General features: G+C 57.3%; 15 protein-coding genes and 1 tRNA gene. 13 read left to right on the top strand and 3 right to left on the bottom strand.

The window, feature by feature from the left end; translation table 11 throughout:
* Positions 1 to 52: 52 nt before the first annotated feature.
* The 5 genes from mdtD to yegS all read left to right on the top strand — a co-directional run bounded on the left by mdtD (position 53) and on the right by yegS (position 6196).
* Positions 53 to 1459, top strand: a complete 1407-nt coding sequence (gene mdtD / locus C1Y42_RS07530; RefSeq protein ID WP_031280060.1) for a multidrug transporter subunit MdtD — start codon at positions 53 to 55, stop codon at positions 1457 to 1459.
* The gene (gene baeS, locus C1Y42_RS07525; protein WP_058757282.1) at positions 1456 to 2841 is read left to right on the top strand and encodes a two-component system sensor histidine kinase BaeS; all 1386 of its coding nucleotides are present in this window, start codon (positions 1456 to 1458) and stop codon (positions 2839 to 2841) included. Before mdtD ends, baeS begins: the two co-directional genes overlap by 4 nt.
* Positions 2842 to 2850: 9 nt before the next feature.
* Entirely contained in the window at positions 2851 to 3558 is a 708-nt protein-coding gene (gene baeR, locus C1Y42_RS07520; RefSeq protein ID WP_031280058.1) for a two-component system response regulator BaeR, read from the top strand.
* A gap of 139 nt (positions 3559 to 3697) precedes the next feature.
* Positions 3698 to 5068, top strand: coding sequence for a tRNA 5-hydroxyuridine modification protein YegQ (gene yegQ / locus C1Y42_RS07515; RefSeq protein WP_104093111.1), 1371 nt, complete (start codon positions 3698 to 3700; stop codon positions 5066 to 5068).
* 228 nt (positions 5069 to 5296) lie between these two features.
* Positions 5297 to 6196: a lipid kinase YegS gene (gene yegS / locus C1Y42_RS07510; protein WP_058757280.1), complete on the top strand. Its 900-nt coding sequence runs from the start codon at positions 5297 to 5299 to the stop codon at positions 6194 to 6196.
* 132 nt (positions 6197 to 6328) lie between these two features.
* Here yegS and C1Y42_RS07505 read toward each other — a convergent pair whose 3' ends face one another.
* The gene (locus C1Y42_RS07505; RefSeq protein ID WP_104093110.1) at positions 6329 to 7450 is read right to left on the bottom strand and encodes a Gfo/Idh/MocA family protein; all 1122 of its coding nucleotides are present in this window, start codon (positions 7448 to 7450) and stop codon (positions 6329 to 6331) included.
* A 308-nt stretch (positions 7451 to 7758) separates the two neighbouring features.
* Here C1Y42_RS07505 and C1Y42_RS07500 point away from each other — a divergent pair.
* Together C1Y42_RS07500 and C1Y42_RS07495 are read left to right on the top strand one after the other, a co-directional pair.
* Positions 7759 to 7834, top strand: a tRNA-Asn gene (locus C1Y42_RS07500).
* 161 nt (positions 7835 to 7995) lie between these two features.
* A complete protein-coding gene (locus C1Y42_RS07495) occupies positions 7996 to 9246 on the top strand; it encodes an integrase arm-type DNA-binding domain-containing protein (protein WP_047727089.1) in 1251 nt (416 codons plus the stop codon).
* A gap of 217 nt (positions 9247 to 9463) precedes the next feature.
* On the opposite strand, the gene C1Y42_RS07490 is transcribed toward C1Y42_RS07495, so the two are convergent.
* Complete coding sequence (locus tag C1Y42_RS07490) at positions 9464 to 10318, bottom strand: AraC family transcriptional regulator (RefSeq protein ID WP_104093109.1); 855 nt, start codon at positions 10316 to 10318, stop codon at positions 9464 to 9466.
* A gap of 310 nt (positions 10319 to 10628) precedes the next feature.
* Here C1Y42_RS07490 and C1Y42_RS07485 point away from each other — a divergent pair, with 310 nt between their 5' ends.
* From C1Y42_RS07485 to C1Y42_RS07465, 5 genes are all read left to right on the top strand, one after another.
* A complete protein-coding gene (locus C1Y42_RS07485; protein WP_052949064.1) occupies positions 10629 to 11291 on the top strand; it encodes a TetR/AcrR family transcriptional regulator in 663 nt (220 codons plus the stop codon).
* Between the two features lie 66 nt (positions 11292 to 11357).
* Complete coding sequence (locus C1Y42_RS07480) at positions 11358 to 12602, top strand: S9 family peptidase (protein WP_146068789.1); 1245 nt, start codon at positions 11358 to 11360, stop codon at positions 12600 to 12602.
* A 52-nt stretch (positions 12603 to 12654) separates the two neighbouring features.
* A complete protein-coding gene (locus C1Y42_RS07475) occupies positions 12655 to 13524 on the top strand; it encodes an aldo/keto reductase (RefSeq protein ID WP_047727086.1) in 870 nt (289 codons plus the stop codon).
* Positions 13525 to 13567: 43 nt separating this feature from the next.
* Positions 13568 to 14818 carry a carboxylesterase gene (locus C1Y42_RS07470; protein ID WP_199188968.1) on the top strand — a complete coding sequence of 417 codons (1251 nt, stop codon included), beginning with the start codon at positions 13568 to 13570 and terminating at the stop codon, positions 14816 to 14818.
* Positions 14819 to 14843: 25 nt separating this feature from the next.
* The gene (locus C1Y42_RS07465; RefSeq protein ID WP_047727084.1) at positions 14844 to 15773 is read left to right on the top strand and encodes an NAD(P)-dependent alcohol dehydrogenase; all 930 of its coding nucleotides are present in this window, start codon (positions 14844 to 14846) and stop codon (positions 15771 to 15773) included.
* A gap of 372 nt (positions 15774 to 16145) precedes the next feature.
* Here C1Y42_RS07465 and C1Y42_RS07460 read toward each other — a convergent pair whose 3' ends face one another.
* Positions 16146 to 16760 (bottom strand): TetR/AcrR family transcriptional regulator, encoded by a 615-nt coding sequence (locus C1Y42_RS07460; RefSeq protein WP_047727083.1) that lies wholly within the window; start codon positions 16758 to 16760, stop codon positions 16146 to 16148.
* 83 nt (positions 16761 to 16843) lie between these two features.
* Between C1Y42_RS07460 and C1Y42_RS07455 the strand changes: the two genes are divergently transcribed.
* The gene (locus C1Y42_RS07455; protein WP_341843858.1) at positions 16844 to 18301 is read left to right on the top strand and encodes an efflux transporter outer membrane subunit; all 1458 of its coding nucleotides are present in this window, start codon (positions 16844 to 16846) and stop codon (positions 18299 to 18301) included.
* Positions 18302 to 18312: the final 11 nt, after the last annotated feature.

Genomic DNA, 18312 nt, shown 5'->3' with positions numbered 1-18312 from the left:
ATCGCGCCGCTACGCGACCTGCGGCTGATGAAACTGTTAACACGGGATGACCATGAACGCACAAACCGCCACCGTCCGCTGGCAACTGTGGATTGTGGCCTTCGGCTTTTTTATGCAGACGCTGGATACCACCATTGTGAACACCGCGATACCGGCGATGGCCCACGATCTCAACGTCAGCCCGCTGCATATGCACTCGGTGATTGTCTCCTACGTGCTCACCGTGGCGGTCACGCTGCCGCTCAGCGGCTGGCTGGCGGACCGCTTTGGCGTGCGCAACATCTTCTTCTGCGCCATCGTGCTGTTCAGCCTCGGTTCGCTGCTGTGTGCCTTCGCCACGTCACTTGACCAGCTGGTGATGGCGCGCGTGGTCCAGGGCATTGGCGGCGCGATGATGGTGCCGGTCGGCCGGCTGACGGTGATGAAAATCGTGCCGCGTGAGCAGTACATGTCAGCCATGACCTTTGTCACCCTGCCCGGCCAGATTGGCCCGCTGCTCGGCCCGGCGCTGGGCGGCATTCTGGTGGAGTATGCCAGCTGGCACTGGATCTTCCTGATCAACATTCCGGTCGGCATTATCGGTGCCATCGCCACGCTGCTGCTGATGCCGAACTACACCATGCAGACGCGACGCTTTGACTTCCTCGGTTTTGTGCTGCTGGCGGTGGGCATGGCTACGCTGACGCTGGCGCTCGACGGCCAGCGCAGCGCCGGCGGCTCACCGCTGCTGCTGTGCCTGCTGATTCTGCTGGGGGTGTTTTCCCTGCTGTTCTACCTGATGCACGGTCGCAACAACGATAACGCGCTGTTTAGCCTGAAGCTGTTTGATAACCGTATTTACGCCATCGGCCTGCTCGGCAGCTTTACCGGCCGCATCGGCAGCGGCATGCTGCCGTTTATGACGCCGATTTTTCTGCAGGTGGGTCTCGGCTTTAGCCCGTTCCACGCCGGGCTGATGATGATCCCGATGGTGCTGGGCAACATGGGCATCAAACGCGTGGTGGTGCGCATCGTGAACCTGTTTGGCTATCGTAACGCGCTGGTGGGCGGCACGCTGGCGCTGGCGCTGGTGGTGCTGCTGTTTCCCGTGGTGGCGCTGCTCGGCTGGATCTGGCTGCTGCCCGTGGTGCTGCTGTTGCAGGGCATGGTCAATGCCATCCGCTTTTCGTCCATGAATACCCTGACGCTGAAAGAGCTGCCTGACGAGCTGGCCTCGAGCGGCAACAGCCTGCTGTCGATGATCATGCAGCTGTCGATGAGTATCGGCGTCACCGTGGCCGGTCTGCTGCTCGGCGCTTTCGGCCATGGCGCGGTGAGCGACAGCGCCGCGACCCATCAAACCTTTATGTACACCTATTTGTGCATGGCGCTGGTGATTGCGCTGCCGGCACTGGTGTTCTGGCGCGTACCCGCCGATGTGAGTAAAAACGTGGACCTGAGAGGCAGGAGAAAAGGATGAAGCAGCCGGTAAAACTCGGCATCAGCGCCAAACTGTTCATGGCGATTTTTTCCACCTGCATGCTGGTGATCATCACCATGCACTGGGGCGTGCGCCTCAGCTTTGAGCATGGCTTTGTCGATTACATCAAAAAGGGCAACGAGCAGCGCCTGACGCTGCTGAGCGATGCGCTGGCCGATCAATACGAACAGCACGGTAGCTGGGATTTTTTGCGTAACAACGACCGGCTGATTTTCACCATTCTGCGCTCGCTGGAACAGAATCCCGGCAGCGGCACGCAGCTGCCGCCGCACGGCTGGCGCACCCAGTTCTGGATTATCGATCAGCAGTACAAAATATTGTCCGGCCCGCGCTCGCCGGTGCCGCCGGAAGGCTCGCGCCGCAATATCACCACCAGTAACGGCAAGATTGTTGGCTGGGTGATTGCCTCGCCCGCCGAGCGGCTGACGCGCAGCACCGACATCAACTTTGACCATCAGCAGCGCCAGACCAGCTGGCTGATTGTCGGCCTCACCACGCTGCTGGCCGCGCTGGTCACCTGGCTGCTGGCGCGCGGCCTGCTGGCGCCGGTGAAACGGCTGGTGGACGGCACCCATCAGCTGGCGGCGGGCAAATTTACCACCCGGGTGGAGGTCGGCAGCAGCGACGAAATTGGTCAGCTGGCGCGCGACTTCAACCAGCTGGCGCGCTCGCTGGAGAAAAATGAGAGCAACCGGCGCGCCTTTATGGCCGATATTTCCCATGAGCTACGTACGCCGCTGGCGATTTTGCGCGGTGAACTGGAGGCGATGCAGGATGGCGTGCGCAAGCTGACGCCCGACGCCATTAGTTCGCTGCAGAGTGAAGTCGCGCTGCTGACCCAGCTGGTGGAAGACCTGCACCAGCTGTCGCTCTCCGACGCGGGTGCCCTCGCCTACCGCAAACAGCCAGTGGATCTGGTCAGTCTGCTGGAGGTGGTGGCGGGCAGTTTTGGCGAACGCTATCGCAGCCGGGGGTTGACGCTCAGCCTGATGCTGCCGGCACAGGCCAGCAGCTTTGGCGATCCGGACCGGCTGATGCAGCTGTTTACTAACCTGCTGGAAAACAGCCTGCGCTACACCGATGCCGGCGGCACGGTGCAGCTCAGTATGCAGCTCAGCGGCGAGCAGTGGCAGCTGCAGTTTGCCGACAGCGCACCGGGCGTCGAGCGCCAGCAGCAGGCACAGCTGTTTGAGCGCTTCTTCCGCGCCGAAAGCTCGCGCAATCGCGCCAGCGGCGGCTCCGGGCTCGGTCTGGCGATCTGCAAGAATATTGTTGAGGCGCATGACGGCAGCATTAATGCGGCCGACTCTGATTTAGGTGGGCTGAAAATCACGCTAAACTTGCCGTATGTTCCTCACTAGACACCCTTTATGAGCACGGAAAATAGCGATCCCCTGATTCTTGTTGTGGAAGACGAACCCAAACTGGCGCAGCTGATGATTGATTATCTGCAGGCGTCAAACTACCGCACGCACCATCTCGCCGATGGCAACGCGGTACTGAGTTATGTGCAACAAACGCCGCCAGACCTGATGCTGCTGGATTTGATGCTGCCGGGCCGTGACGGCCTGACGCTGTGTCGGGAAATCCGCCGCTTCTCCGAGCTGCCGATTATCATGGTGACCGCACGCACGGAAGAGATTGATCGCCTGCTCGGGCTGGAGATTGGCGCTGACGACTATATCTGCAAACCCTTCAGCCCGCGTGAAGTGGTGGCGCGGGTGAAAACCATTCTGCGCCGGGTGAAACGTTCACCAGAAGAGGCGCAGCTGGCCTCGCATCTGCTGATCGACGAAGGGCGTTTTCAGGCCAGCTGGCGCGAACAGCCGCTGGAGCTGACGCCCGCCGAGTTCCGCCTGCTGAAAACCCTGGCGCTGGAGCCGGGCAAAGTGTTTTCGCGCGAGCAACTGCTGAACCATCTGTATGACGACTATCGCGTGGTCACCGATCGCACCATTGACAGCCACATCAAGAACCTGCGGCGCAAGCTGGAGAACCTTGATGCCGAACAGCCGTTTATTCGCGCTGTGTACGGCATGGGATATCGCTGGGAAGCGGATGTGGGCCGCCTGCTGTAACCGCTTAGATTGATCCAGGTCAATTTACATCGGGAGTCGCCCTGCCTACAATTCCCCACCTTTTGCAGGGCCGCCTGACGCGGCCGCTGCACGTGCCATCCGTGATGGCATGCTGACCTGACATCAGTGAGAACGCCCCATGCTTAAACCCGAACTGCTTTCGCCGGCAGGCACGCTGAAAAATATGCGTTATGCCTTTGCCTACGGCGCCGACGCGGTGTATGCCGGCCAGCCGCGCTACAGCCTGCGCGTGCGCAATAACCAATTCACCCATGAAAACCTCGCTAAAGGCATCAGCGAAGCGCACGCGCTCGGCAAGAAGTTTTACGTGGTGGTAAACATTGCCCCGCACAACGCCAAGCTGAAAACCTTTATCCGCGATCTGACGCCGGTGGTTGAGATGCAGCCGGATGCGCTGATCATGTCCGATCCCGGCCTGATCATGCTGGTGCGCGACGCCTTCCCGCAGATGCCAATTCACCTGTCGGTGCAGGCTAACGCGGTGAACTGGGCCACGGTGAAGTTCTGGCAGCAGATGGGGCTGACGCGCGTGATTCTGTCGCGCGAGCTGTCGCTGGAGGAGATCGCTGAAATTCGCCAGCAGGTGCCGGAGATGGAGATTGAAATCTTTGTTCACGGCGCGCTGTGCATGGCCTACTCCGGCCGCTGCCTGCTCTCTGGCTATCTGAATAAGCGCGATCCCAATCAGGGCACCTGTACCAACGCCTGCCGCTGGGAATATAACGTGGCCGAAGGCCAGCAGGATGAGGTCGGCAACATTGTTGGCTTCCATCAGCCGGTTGCGGTGCAGCCCGCGACGCTCGGCGTCGGTCAGCCCACCGACCGGGTATTCCTGCTGGAAGAGAAGATGAAGCCAGGCGAGGTGATGAGCGCGTTCGAAGATGAGCACGGCACCTACATCATGAACTCGAAAGATCTGCGCGCGGTGGCGCACGTCGAACGCCTGAGCCAGATGGGCGTGCATTCGCTGAAAATTGAGGGCCGCACCAAATCGTTCTACTACTGCGCGCGCACCGCGCAGGTGTACCGCCGCGCAATCGACGATGCGGCCGCCGGCAAACCTTTCGATCCGGCACTGCTGGAGACGCTGGAAGGGCTGGCGCACCGCGGCTATACCGAAGGTTTTTTGCGTCGCCACACCCATGACAGCTATCAAAACTACGAGCAGGGTTTTTCCATTTCGGAGCGTCAGCAGTTTGTCGGTGAATTTACCGGTGAGCGGCGCGGTACATGGGCGCAGGTGGCGGTGAAGAACAAGTTCATGCTGGGCGATAGCGTAGAGATCATGACGCCGGACGGCAATCTCAACTGCACGCTGCAGGCGATGCAGAATGACAAGGGTGCCGCGGTTGAGGTGGCGCCGGGAGATGGTCATCGCGTCTGGATTAGCGTGCCGGAGGGAGTCGATCTGGCCTATGCGCTGCTGCTGCGCAATTTTACCGACGGTAACAGCACTTACGATCCGCACGGTAAAAATCGCACTAAATGAAAAGAAAACGGCGAAGTTAGAACAGGATCACAGACCGCCGCTTCGCCGCGCTTTAGAATCGCGCCTGCTGCTAACGAGTAACAACAAACAGCAGGTAGTACCAGGAACCACCTCATTCACCCGCCCGGCTCCCCCGTGCGGGTTTTCTTTTTTCATCGTTCGCCGATAAAGTTCCCGCCGCAGCTATGCTATAACCACAGCTCTGTCTTACTCATCAGGGAAGCGATAATGCAAAATAAACCCCTCACTTTGCTGATTCTGAATGGAAAAGGCGCAGGCAATGAAGAGTTGCGTGCCGCCGTGAATACCCTGCGCGACGAAGGCTTTAACCTGGCGGTGCGCGTGACCTGGGAAAAAGGCGACGGTGACCGCTACGTGCAGGAAGCGCTGCAGCTGCAGGCGGAGACCGTGGTGGCTGGCGGCGGCGATGGCACCATCAATGAGATTGCCACCGCGCTGGCCGCCCTGCCGCCAGCGCAGCGGCCGGTGCTGGGGATTTTACCGCTTGGCACTGCCAACGATTTTGCTACCAGCGCCGGTATCCCGGCAGAAATGGAAGCGGCACTGCGGCTGGCGGTACTGGGCAAAGCCACGGCCATCGATCTGGCGCGGGTGAACGGCGACCGTTACTTCATCAACATGGCGACCGGCGGTTTTGGCACGCGCATCACGACGGAAACGCCGGAGAAACTGAAATCGGCGCTGGGCGGCGTCTCCTATTTTATCCATGGCCTGATGCGCGTTGATGCGCTGAAGCCGGACAGCTGCGAAATCAGCGGACCGGGCTTTCACTGGCAGGGTGACGCGCTGGTGATTGGCATTGGCAATGGCCGTCAGGCCGGTGGCGGGCAGCGGTTATGTCCGGAAGCGCTGATCAATGACGGACAGCTCAATCTCAGCATCGTAACCGCCCAGGAGCTGCTGCCAACGTTGCTGCACTCGCTGACGCGCGACGACGAAAACCCGAACATTGTCGCGGCACAGCTGACGTCGCTGACCATCCGTTCACCGCATGAGATGACCTTTAACCTCGACGGCGAGCCGCTGTCCGGCAGCGAGTTTGTGATTGAGGTGCAGCCCGGTGCGTTGAGCTGCCGCCTGCCACCGCAGTGTGCGTTGCTGGCGTAATCATTGGAAAATTCCTGCATTATCCCGGTGCGCATAAATGCGCACCCTGTGAGGCTCGCCATCCCTGCACGCACCGTGTAGGGTCGCCATTGATGGCGACCGGTCACGTGCGTCTGCGGCTGACGCTCTGCATCACACCTTCATCCAGCGGCGCTCCACGGCGGAAATCGCCACCGCTTCCAGCACCTTCTGCACCTGCAGCCCTTCGGCAAAATCCGGCCACATGCGATCGCCGGCGGCAATGCCGTTGATCAGATCGCGAATCTCGACCGTTTTCTGATCGTTAAAACCGATGCCGTGGCCGGCCGAGACGCAGAAGCTGGCGTAATCGGGGTGCGCCGGACCGGTGAGAATGGTTTTAAAGCCCTGGCGACCGGCCGGATCGTCGTGCAGATACAGTTCCAGCTCAGCCATGCGCTCCTGCGTGTAGCGCAGCGTGCCTTTGGTGCCGGTCACCACATAAGTCAGCCCCATCTTGCTGCCGCAGGCGATACGCGAGGTTTCAATCACGCCGTGCGCACCATTTTTAAAGCGCAGCAGCGCGCTGGCCTGATCTTCGTTTTCCACCGGCAGCAGACGTGACGGCGCCTTCGGATCCGGTCGCTGTTTGATCACCGTCATCATGTCACCGCTCACCTCATCAATATCACCGACCAGATAGTGCGCCATGTTGACGATATGCGCCGCCAGATCGCCAAGCGCGCCGAGACCGGCCAGCGCTTTCTGGCAGTGCCAGTCGAGCGGCGTCTCCGCGCGCGCCAGGTAATCTTCGTTATGGGTGCCGTAAAAGTGCACCACTTCGCCGATCTCACCGCGCGCGATAATCTCCCGTGCCAGCTGGCTGGTGGGGTTTTTCATGTAGTTGAAGCCTACCAGGGTTTTCACCCCCGCCTGCTCTGCCGCCTGCACCATCTCTTCGGCATCGGCCACCGAGAGCGACAGTGGCTTTTCGGAGTAGACGTGCTTGCCGTGGCGAATCGCCTCCAGCGCCATCTCTTTGTGCAGGAAATTGGGCGCGCAGATATCGACCACGTCGATGTGCGGATCGCGCACCAGCTCGCGCCAGTCGCCCGTCGAACGGGCAAAGCCAAACGTTGCCGCCTGCTGCGCCGCCAGCACCGGATTCACCTCTGCCAGCATCTCACGCACAATCTCACCCTTCAGGGCGAACACCGTGGGTGCCTGCGCATAGGCAATCGCGTGACAACGCCCAATATATCCACTGCCAATCATACCGATTCTGACTTTGTTCATGCTGCACCTGCGGTTCACGGGGAAGAGTTTCACGGAATATATGTTTCGTTTTGGGCGGCGACAACGGCGAAATGAAATATCTGTGATCATACATGCGAGGTATCTGACAGAAGCGACAAATCAGAATGTAATTTTGCATAGCATTGGTGACATCTCTCACAATCAGGCGCAGTGCTGGCGCTAATTCGCGCCATCGCGCGGGCCCGCGTCGGGCAATTGACGCTTTATTCAGCAGTCAGAAAAAATTGTGAAAAAGAGCTTTGACAAGCCACAGCCTGCCCGATAATATGCGCCCCGTTCCAAACGATTCCTCTGTAGTTCAGTCGGTAGAACGGCGGACTGTTAATCCGTATGTCACTGGTTCGAGTCCAGTCAGAGGAGCCAATTTCCTGTTTTCATGCATCCTTGCGAATCATTATATGATGTTGGTTCAACAGGTTAGCGTGAAAAGTCTTCCCGGTGCATTTTGATTTTACCCTCCGCATCGGGAAAAATTGGTGGTCAAATCTGGGGTCAGGTTAGTTCGATAATGGAGTGACCCCCATATGTTCCTTACCGACGCGAAAATCCGCACTCTCAAGCCTTCTGATAAACCCTTTAAAGTATCCGATTCCCACGGTCTGTATCTGCTGGTCAAGCCGGGTGGCTCACGTCACTGGTATCTCAAGTACCGTATTAACGGTAAAGAATCCCGCATTGCGCTGGGTGCCTATCCTGCCATCTCCCTGTCTGAGGCGCGACAGCAGCGTGAAGGTGTCCGTAAAATGCTGGCGCTGAACATCAACCCGGTACAGCAGCGGGCTGCTGAACGTGACTCACGAACACCGGATAAAGTTTTTAAAAACGTGGCGCTGGCGTGGCATAAAAGTAACCGGAAATGGTCGCAGAACACCGCTGACCGTCTGCTTGCCAGCCTGAACAATCACATCTTTCCGGTCATCGGGAACCTGCCTGTATCAGAACTTAAACCCCGTCATTTCATTGACCTGCTGAAAGGGATCGAGGAAAAAGGTCTGCTGGAAGTTGCGTCCCGCACGCGGCAGCACCTGAGTAACATAATGCGCCATGCGGTCCATCAGGGGTTAATCGATACGAACCCGGCAGCAAACCTTGGCGGCGTGACCACACCTCCTGTCAGACGGCACTATCCTGCCCTGCCACTGGAGCGGCTGCCTGAACTGCTTGAACGTATTGAGGCATATCATCAGGGCCGCGAACTTACCCGGCTTGCCGTCCTGCTGATGCTGCATGTGTTCATTCGCTCCAGTGAACTGCGTTTCGCCCGCTGGTCAGAGATTGATTTCACAAACCGGGTCTGGACGATACCCGCGACGCGAGAACCCATTATTGGCGTGCGTTATTCCGGGCGCGGGGCCAAAATGCGAATGCCGCATATCGTCCCCCTCTCAGAACATGTCATCGCCATTCTGAAACAGATTAAAGATATCACCGGTAATAATGAACTGGTCTTCCCCGGCGACCATAACCCGTATAAGCCAATGTGTGAAAACACGGTTAACAAGGCATTGCGGGTGATGGGCTACGACACAAAAAAGGATATCTGTGGCCACGGCTTTCGGGCGATGGCATGCAGTGCGCTGATGGAATCGGGTTTATGGTCAAAGGACGCAGTAGAACGCCAGATGAGTCATCAGGAGCGCAATACCGTGCGCATGGCTTATATTCACAAGGCAGAACATCTGGAAGCCCGCAAGGCGATGATGCAGTGGTGGTCCGATTATCTGGATATATGCCGTGAAGCCTACGTTCCACCATATTTTCTTATCAGAAAATAAAGCATTACGCCAGATAGTTCATGAACTATCTGGCGTAACAAATCAACCCCATATCGGCGTCAATTGATATGGTTTTTTTAGTTTAAATCCCATGACTGCGAAGGAGTAATGGCTCCTGTAAGGTATTTTCTTTTGAAAAAGACTATAGCCTCTTTACGGAGGTTCTCTACAGGACATTTACAGTGAACATTTGCGCATGAATATCGACAGTTGCAGATTAGTGTGTCGCCGTCGCTGCTTCGAGTTGCGCAGGTTCCATCAGTGCGAATGCTGTGCGCATTTTACGCGTCTCCTCTCCGGGGCTGCGACCAAACAGTCTTTTGAACTCCCGATTGAACTGCGACGCACTTTCGTAGCCGTCCCGCGCTGCTGCCCCTGCTGCAGTAACGTTGTCCCGTATCATCATCAGTCGCGCCTGATGAAGACGCACTGACTTGATGTACTGGATGGGAGAAGTCGCCGCAACGGCTTTGAAATGTGCATGAAAAGCCGGAACGCTCAGGCCAGCTTCGTGCGCAAGTGAAACCACATCCAGTGGCCGGGCGTAATCGAGGTGGATACGCCGTAACGTACGCGCAATACGTCCAAAGTTGCCATGACAGGCCAGCGCAGCACGAATGGCTCCGCCCTGTTCACCCAGCAGAACACGAAAAATGAGCTCTCGCACAATCCCCGGCCCCAGAACCCGCGCTTCAAGTGGTGAAAATAATACCTTCAGAAGACGAACTGTCGTATCTGCCAGCGTGTTGTCAAGTGGTGTGGAGACAATGCCAACGGGTGAACCTGATGCAGTGGCATGGTGATCGACAGCCATAACCAAGTCTACCACAGCTGTCATATCCAGATGAATGGTCACAGCAAGCAAAGGCTCTGCCGGACTGGCATCTGTCTCGCTTGAAAATGGCAGAGGTACTGACAGCACCAGGTAGTGCAATGTGTCGTAGTGGTAAACCCTGTCGGCCAGGTAACCTCTTTTGTGCCCCTGACAGACAATAACAATGCCTGGTTCATACAACACGGGGGTACGCCCCAGCGCGCCGTCAGCACGCATCAGACGCACGCCATTCAGCAATGTAAGGTTGTGGCCTTGGTATGTGTCAAGAACACTGAGTAACTACGGCTTCACTTACATCTCAAGGGGCAATAAACATTCCACAGGAAGCCCAACACCAGCTATATTCCCGGTGAAATATCCTTTTGCAAAGGGAAATAAACCTCAGGTCGCCATTAAAGCTGTGGCCCGAAAGTTGATGGATTTTATGTGAGACATTGCATTCACTGCCTGACCGTCTAATTGCGCTCTTATTTCTTCTCAAATCTTGCGTTTTACCATATGTACCGTATAGTACAGTACATATTAATATTCAGACTGGAATAATGAAATGTTAGCTAACGAAAGAACCTCACCCCCTATGCACAGGACTGCCAGAGGAGCCCAACGAGTCCGTGACCTGACTGATGCCGCCAGCGAGTTGTTCCTTGAACGGGGCTTTGATGCAGTCGCTGTTGATGACTTGATTGCACGTGTTGGCGGGTCACGAAGCACCATTTACAGCCACTTTGGAGGCAAAGAAGGTCTTTTCAGGCATGCAATGATCGACCTATGTACCGAGGTTGCCAAGCCGCTAGAGCAACTGCACATCGCGGATGGAGAGCCAAGTAAGGTACTCCCAGTTCTCGGCCAGCAACTGCTGAGATCCGCCCTGTCTCCGCGCACACTGGCTTTGCATCGACTTCTGGTCAATGAAGGCCGGCGCTTTCCAGACGTTGCCAGGGCTATGTGGGACGTTAGCTACGGCAAAGCCATTCAAATTCTTTCTGTCTGGATTGCCGCGCAACAGCAGCCGGGAAAAGGATTAGGCCACGACGTCCCCGCCAAAGCGCTGGCGGAACATTTTGTCAGTCTGGTGGCCGCTAACACTAAGCTTCATGTTGCATCAGGACTTCGATCACCATCATTGTCCGATGCCGAGATTGAGGAAATCGTTGGTCATGCAGTACAAATCTTTCTTCACGGCGCATCAGCGGGTGGGCGTACGGACTAGAACTGTAAGAAATGACACGTTTTTTAACCACGTAGCAACCAGTAGAAAGGATCGAGGTAGAAACGTATGAATACACAAATTAGTCAGACTGGTAAAGAGCAGGCCAAAAAGAATGCGGTCAATGAAAAAGTTGCCAGCCCCCAAAAAAAACACTGGGCACAACCGAGTTTTTTCAACGACAACGTGCTGCTTGATGCGCTGGTCAAGCACATACTAGGCTTAATGCCCTATGGCATGACCGACTTCGGCGAGGTCATGGATGTGGTGCACCAGCTCAGGGGCAGCGACGAAGAGGCCTGGGTCAGTGCCTGGGCCGCGCTGGCAACCCGGTTGCAAGACAGGGCCGAAGATGCGGACAGAAATGGCAGGTCCATCACTGCGGCCAGCGCCTACCTTCGCGCTTCGACGTACTGGCGCTGTGCTTTGCTGTACTTCAGCGACTTCGAAGATAAGCGTATGAAGGAGTACGCAATCGCCAGCGCATCGTGCTATGAACGACACATCTCTCTGTCCGGCTATCCAGCCGAACGCATCGAAATTCCCTACGAAGGCAGCTTCCTACCTGGCTATTTCTACAGATCACCTCATGCTGGCGAGAAAGCCCCGCTGCTCATCGTCACACCGGGTAGGGATACCTGGGCCGAGGACACCCGATGGGTTTGCGAAGGTGCGCTTCAGCGGGGCATCCATTGCCTGACCTACGATGGTCCTGGGCAGGGTTTCGCACTACGTATGAACAACCTGACATTCCGCCCCGACTGGGAGAAGGTTGTCAGCCCGCTGATCGACTTCGCGCTCGAGAAATTCGCGGAGATAGACGCCTCCAATATCGCGCTGATGGGCCTGAGCTTCGGCGGCTATCTGGTGCCTCGCGTGGCTGCGTTCGATAAACGCATCAAGCTCTGCATCACTGATCCGGGCAATATCAGTTGGGGACGTCAGATCATCGCGGAACTGGAGCGTTTCGCCGACCGGCCGCTGGCCGAGCTTCCTAAGCAGTTGCAGAATCTGGTAAGCGATTACGCATGGAAGCATGGCGTACCCAACTCTATTAAGGATGTAGTGCAGGCACTCAAGCCCTATGACAACTCGGCTATCCTAGACCAGGTGACCTGCGAAACGCTCGTGCTGGACGGCACCGGCGAGGTCTTCCACGGAGCTAGGCCGTTCTTCGAAGCCTTGAATTGCCCCAAAGAGTATCTGTTATTCGATGAAGCTTCGACGGCACAGTCGCACTGCCAGATCGGAGGCTACGCCACGGCCACCGAACTCATTTTCGACCGGATTGCAGACCGGCTTGGGCGCGCGTAAATGCGCATCTCGCTGAACCTTTCGGTCCTCTCAAATTTTATCGGAGCATGACATGGACTTATCGGCTACACCCTCCCTTGAATTCCATCTCGGCGGAGATCTACCGATCAGTAGGCTCGGCTTTGGCGCCATGCGACTGCCTTGCAATGGTTTTCGCGGTCCGGCTCGCGATCCGGAGACCGGCCGCGCAGTGCTAAGCCGCGCGGTTGAACTTGGCGTCAACCTGATCGACACGGCCGAGTTCTACCAAAGCACAGATGGTACAGTACGAGCCAATGCGCTCATTCGCGACGCGCTACACCCCTATCCATCCAATTTGGTGATCGCAACTAAGGTTGGTGTTGTATTCAATTCAGACGGCAGCCACCGGCCCGCTTCGGGTGGGGATATGCGCAAGCTTGTCGAGGAGAACCTAGCAAGCCTCGGCGTAAACCGCCTCGACCTTGTGTACCTGCGCATCGGTGAGATGACTGTGCCCCACGGTGAGTCGCTGGCGGAGCGCTTCGAGGCGTTGGCCGCACTTCGCGAAGAAGGCTTGATTCGCCACCTCGGCATCAGTAATGTCGATATCGGGCATTTCAATGAGGCCCGCGCTATCGCTCCGGTCGTGGCTGTGCAAAACAACTTCCATATCGGCAAGCGCGAGGATCGGAACATGTTGCTGACGTGCGAAGCATCAGGTATCGCCTTCTGCCCATTTTTCCCGCTAGGCGGCGGTATGGGCGAGATCGACGATGGGCGGCTTACCCGCGCGGCAAAGCGGCACGGTGCTACGCCAGCCCAAGTCGCGCTAGCGTGGTTGCTGGCGTCCTCGCCGGTCATGCTGGCCATACCTGGTACAGGGTCGGTCAAACATCTTGAAGAAAATGTCGCCGCTCTCGGCATCCGGCTCACTGATGAAGATCATGCCGAACTGGCCTAAACCGGTTCGCCGCAGAATTCTGGGTCGCCCGAGGTGCCGTTTTATGCTGCTCGCAACGGCCGTGATCGCAGCGAGCATATTGGCCGGCTGCGTAAGCGTAAAACTAAGCGCCCCGCCCGCTGCAGCAGTGAGCTTCGAGGACTATCGACGAGAAGCGATCCAACATATACAGGCAAGTCGTAGCTTCCAGCTTGCCGATCACGATGTCGAACTGGCGTGGAATACACCGCAGGAGTGGCGGCCCTCGTCGTCGGAGAACGGCAGTCGTCCCCGAAAGGGAATATTGCTTGTGCATGGTTTGGGCGACTCGCCGTGGTCATTCTGGGACCTTGGCCAGCCGCTGGCAATGCAAGGGTTTCTTGTGCGAACGGTGCTTCTCCCCGGACACGGGACCCGCCCTGAGGATCTGTTACAAACCACAGTAGAGCAATGGCAGCAGGTCGTGTGGGAACAGGCCAACGCATTGCAGAAGGATGTCGAAGGACCAGTCTACATGGGGGGCTTCTCCACGGGCGCCAATCTGGTTCTCGACTACGCCTACTCCCATCCAGAAATCGCAGGGCTGGTGCTGTTTTCGCCAGGGTTCAAGAGCATGCCATTCGATTGGCTTGCGCCACTGGCAGCCCATATCAGGCCCTGGCTCATCACGCCGGACGGCAACGTTCCGATGCAGAATGCCGTCAAATACTTCAATATACCGGCCAACGGTTTCGCACAATTCTACCGGACCAGCGCCAACGCACGCCGACTATTGCGCGAGCGGGCCTATGACAGGCCGGTGTTTATGGTGGTCGCCGGGCATGACTCCGTGCTGGATACCGGCTATCTGCTAGACGTTTTCCAGCGGCGCTTCACACACCCGGACAGCCGCCTGATCTGGTATGGCGTTGCACCGGACGGTCTGGTGGATAAGCAACGCGTTATGATTCGTCCCGACAGGCTCGCCGCATGGCGCATTAGTCAGTTCTCGCACATGAGCCTGACATTTGACCCGGCCAACCCCGTGTATGGCGAAGGCGGAATTATTCGTATCTGCCTGAATGGCTTTAGTGCAAAAGACACGCAGGCCTGCGAGCAAGGCGTACCTGTCTGGTATTCGGACTGGGGCCATCGTGAGGAGGGAAAAGTCCACGCGCGGCTGACTTTCAATCCCTATTTCAACTGGCAGAACTCGGTGATGGCGACGGTTTTGGGCAGGCCGCAGACAGCGGATGCTTCCTGCGAAAGGCCGACAGCTGCCAGAGGCAAAGACATCGACATCACTATTGCGCTGCGCGACGCGGTGACGTTCTAAATACCATTGTCATTACGAGGCATCCATGAAGAGAGTCCAGTTCAACCGCTACGGCGGCCCCGAAAAAATGTCGCTTGCAGAATATTCGCTGCCAGCCCTCGAACCCCGGCGAGTCCGCGTGCGCGTGAAGGCCGCAGCAATCAACCCCCTCGACTGGAAGATTCGGCGTGGCGTCATGAAGTTCGTGACTGGCAACCGGTTTCCCCAAGGCATGGGGTCTGACTTTGCAGGCATTGTCGACGAGGTTGGCACCGCCGTGACAGACGTCCGGGTGGGCGATGAGGTGTTCGGCACAGTAGAAATCAAAAGGCAGGGTGCGTTTGCCGAGGTCGTCGATGCTGACGCGAGGCTAGTTGCCCCCAAGCCCGCCGCGCTGTCTTTCAGTGAAGCTGCGTGCTTACCCATTCCATTCGCTACCGCTTGGGCGGCCATTGTGGGCGCAGCGTGTGCAGGCAGCGAGTCGCGGATATTCATTCACGGCTGCAGCGGCGCGGTCGGCAGCAGTGCTTTGCAACTAGCTCAGGCCTATGGAGCGCAGGTTTCTGGCGCCTGCGGCGAAGCCTCGCTGGCAAGCGTAGAGCTGGCCGGTGTACGCCCGGCCTTTACCTACGTGGACAAAACGTCCTTCGCCGCTTATGGTCCTTACGACGCGGTGTTCGACACGCTCGGCACGCTCGACGTCGCCGATGGCCTGGCGATGCTGAAGTCCGGGGGACGCTTCATCGACATTAATCCGACACCGGGCAGAATGCTGCGCGGCTTTATTTCAGGGCGCTACCGGATGGTGTTCGCAACAGGGGGATTCAGGAACCTGCGGGAGATAGCCCGACTGGCCTGTGAAGGAAAAATCCATGTATCCATTGGACTGGAAGCTCCGTTCACCGACGCGCTGACTGTCATCAGGAACGCAGAACTCGGCCGGCGGCCTGCCGGGCGGATTGTGCTGATCATGTAATCAGCTACAGACCTGTCTCAGTAACCCGGCAATGGCCGTTTTCTGCCATTGCCGAACATAATACCAACTGAAACTCAGTGGCGATCATGACGGTGCATGGCGACTCTGGTTAAACAAGATTGTTCATGGAAGAGCAATGCCACAGCAATATCGCATGGACTAAAGCAACGAAACGACTCCAGCCTAGCCCGGGCGGCAAGGTACACGGATCGCCAGTGGTGCACGAGAATACGGGTCTTACAGCGACACAGGTATCGGCACCTACTGCTGTACCGTGACGAAGGTTCCGGGCAGCATGTTGTCGGTGGTGACCTGTGCTCTTTCGCTCTGAATTTGGGCTTTGCGATGAGAAGGTCAGACCGAGAACAATGGTTACTGTCCTCCGTCGTTGCTGCCACTGCCATAAGCCCGAAGGAACACATCGACCGCTGTTGCTACAGCTTCCTTTGGTGTAAACCAGGGTTGAGCACCAAATAACAATGGTTCAATAAATCCGATTTCTATCAAACCCTTTAGATGCGCCGCGGCTACTCGAGCGTCTACCGGACGAATCACACCATTCTCCTGCTGACGAGCAATATAGTTTGTCATTTGTTCCCACGCTCGCCCGGCCCCCATCTCGTAGAGAATGGCTCCCAGCGTAGAATTTGCCCCTTCGGCAATGGCAGCTCGCATGATGGCAAGCGTATCTGCAGAAGTCAGCAAAGCAAGCAGGGCCTCACCAAAACGCCGAAGTGCCAGTGAAACATTCGGTTCGGAAAGGTCAAGCAGCGCCATGAGTTCATCTGCCTGCTTTTCCATAACTGCCATCATGGCAGCAGCGAATAACGCTTCCTTGGATTTGAAGTAACCATACAGGGTGCCTTTCGATCCTCCGATTCGCGCTGAGATCATCGCCATGCTGGCGCGCGCATAACCGACCTCGCGAAAAATCTCGATTGCCACATCAAGGATCGCCTTACGACGATCGTCTGTCTTTACTCTCATTCAAAGCCTCACTTTTTTCATACAGCACTGTACGATTTTGCATTGACACCTGCAAGATCATATATCTAAAATGACCATACAGTATGGTTATAAAGAGACATATTATGGTGTCGTCAAATTTCCGATGGCGGACCACGGCGTCGGGAGGGGTCACCGCCTTTGTGGTTGTGCTCATGCTAAGCAGCTGTGCTCCCATGCCACAAAAAAATGACGTGGTGCCTGCAGGGCCAGAAAGCTTCGCGAGTTCAACAAGCTTTTCCGCACCCGGGAGGGCTTGGCCCTCGGATCGCTGGTGGGAAGAATTTGGCGACGCCCAGCTCAATGCACTGATCACCGAGGGATTGAAGGGAGCGACCGATTTGCGCGTGGCTTCAGCACGTTTTGCCCGTGCCGAAGCACTCGTTCAGGAGACCGGGAGCCGGTTGTTTCCCGCCGTCACAGCAAATGGTGAGGTCGGTTCGAGCAAGCAAAGCTACAACTATCTTTCCCCGGCAAGTGGGCTGCCCGAGGGCTGGCGTGATTATGGTCAGACAACCCTCAATCTTACCTGGGAGCTCGACTTCTGGGGCCGCAACCGCGCTGCATTAGCAGCAGCGCGCTCACAAGCCGAAGCAACAGGTGCCGAAGCTGCGGCCACTCGTCTGGCTGTGTCAGCAGGCATCGCCAGCGCCTACGGAGTTCTGGCCGGAGATTATGCCGAACATGATGCCGCCGAACATGCTATTGAAGTGCGTAAGCGCACACTGGAACTGATAGAGGGTCGTAATAAGCAAGGGCTGGAAAATAAAGGTGCGGTTGAGCGCGCCCGTTCAGCACTCGCCACAGCTCAGGGCGATCTGGCTGAACAGAATGAATCCCTATCCCTCACTCGTCACCGGATTGCAGCACTGATTGGGGCTGGCCCTGATCGCGGACTGACTATATCGCGTCCGGTCGCGACCATTACTGGCAGCTTCGGCCTGCCAGCCAATCTACCGGCCGAATTAATCGGACGACGCCCTGACATCATTGCCGCACGGCTCCGGGCAGAAGCTGCTGCGAGCCAGATCAAAGAAGCCAGGGCGGCCTTCTATCCAAACGTCAATCTGACAGGTCTGATTGGCCTGCAGGCTCTCGGCATTGGAAATGTGTTTGAGTCAGGCTCCGATTTTGGAACAGTCGGCCCGGCCATCAGTTTGCCGATCTTCGACGGCGGGCGTTTGCGCGGACAGTACCGTGCCGCCGAAGCCGATTACCAGGTGGCCGTTGCTCAGTATGACGGCGCATTAACGCAGGCGCTGCGAGATGTGGCAGATGCAGCCACAAGCACACGCGCGCTGGACCTGCGGCTTGACCACGCACAGGAGGCAGAGCGCGCTGCCAGTGCCGCATGGTTCGTTGCCAGCAATCGTTATCGTGGCGGCCTTGCGACCTATCTTGATGTGCTGGCTGCCGAAGACGCCCTCATCAGCACCCGCCGCACGGTCGCGTCTCTGAAAAGCCGCGCCCTTGTCCTCAAGATCGCCCTCATCCGTGCGCTCGGTGGCGGCTATCGCTCATGAAGGAAATCCGA

It is taken from the genome of Pantoea sp. ICBG 985 (assembly GCF_002928365.1).
GTDB lineage: Bacteria > Pseudomonadota > Gammaproteobacteria > Enterobacterales > Enterobacteriaceae > Pantoea > Pantoea dispersa.
The sequence above is the reverse complement of the archived record's forward strand: the minus strand, read 5'-3'. Positions and strand labels throughout refer to the sequence as shown.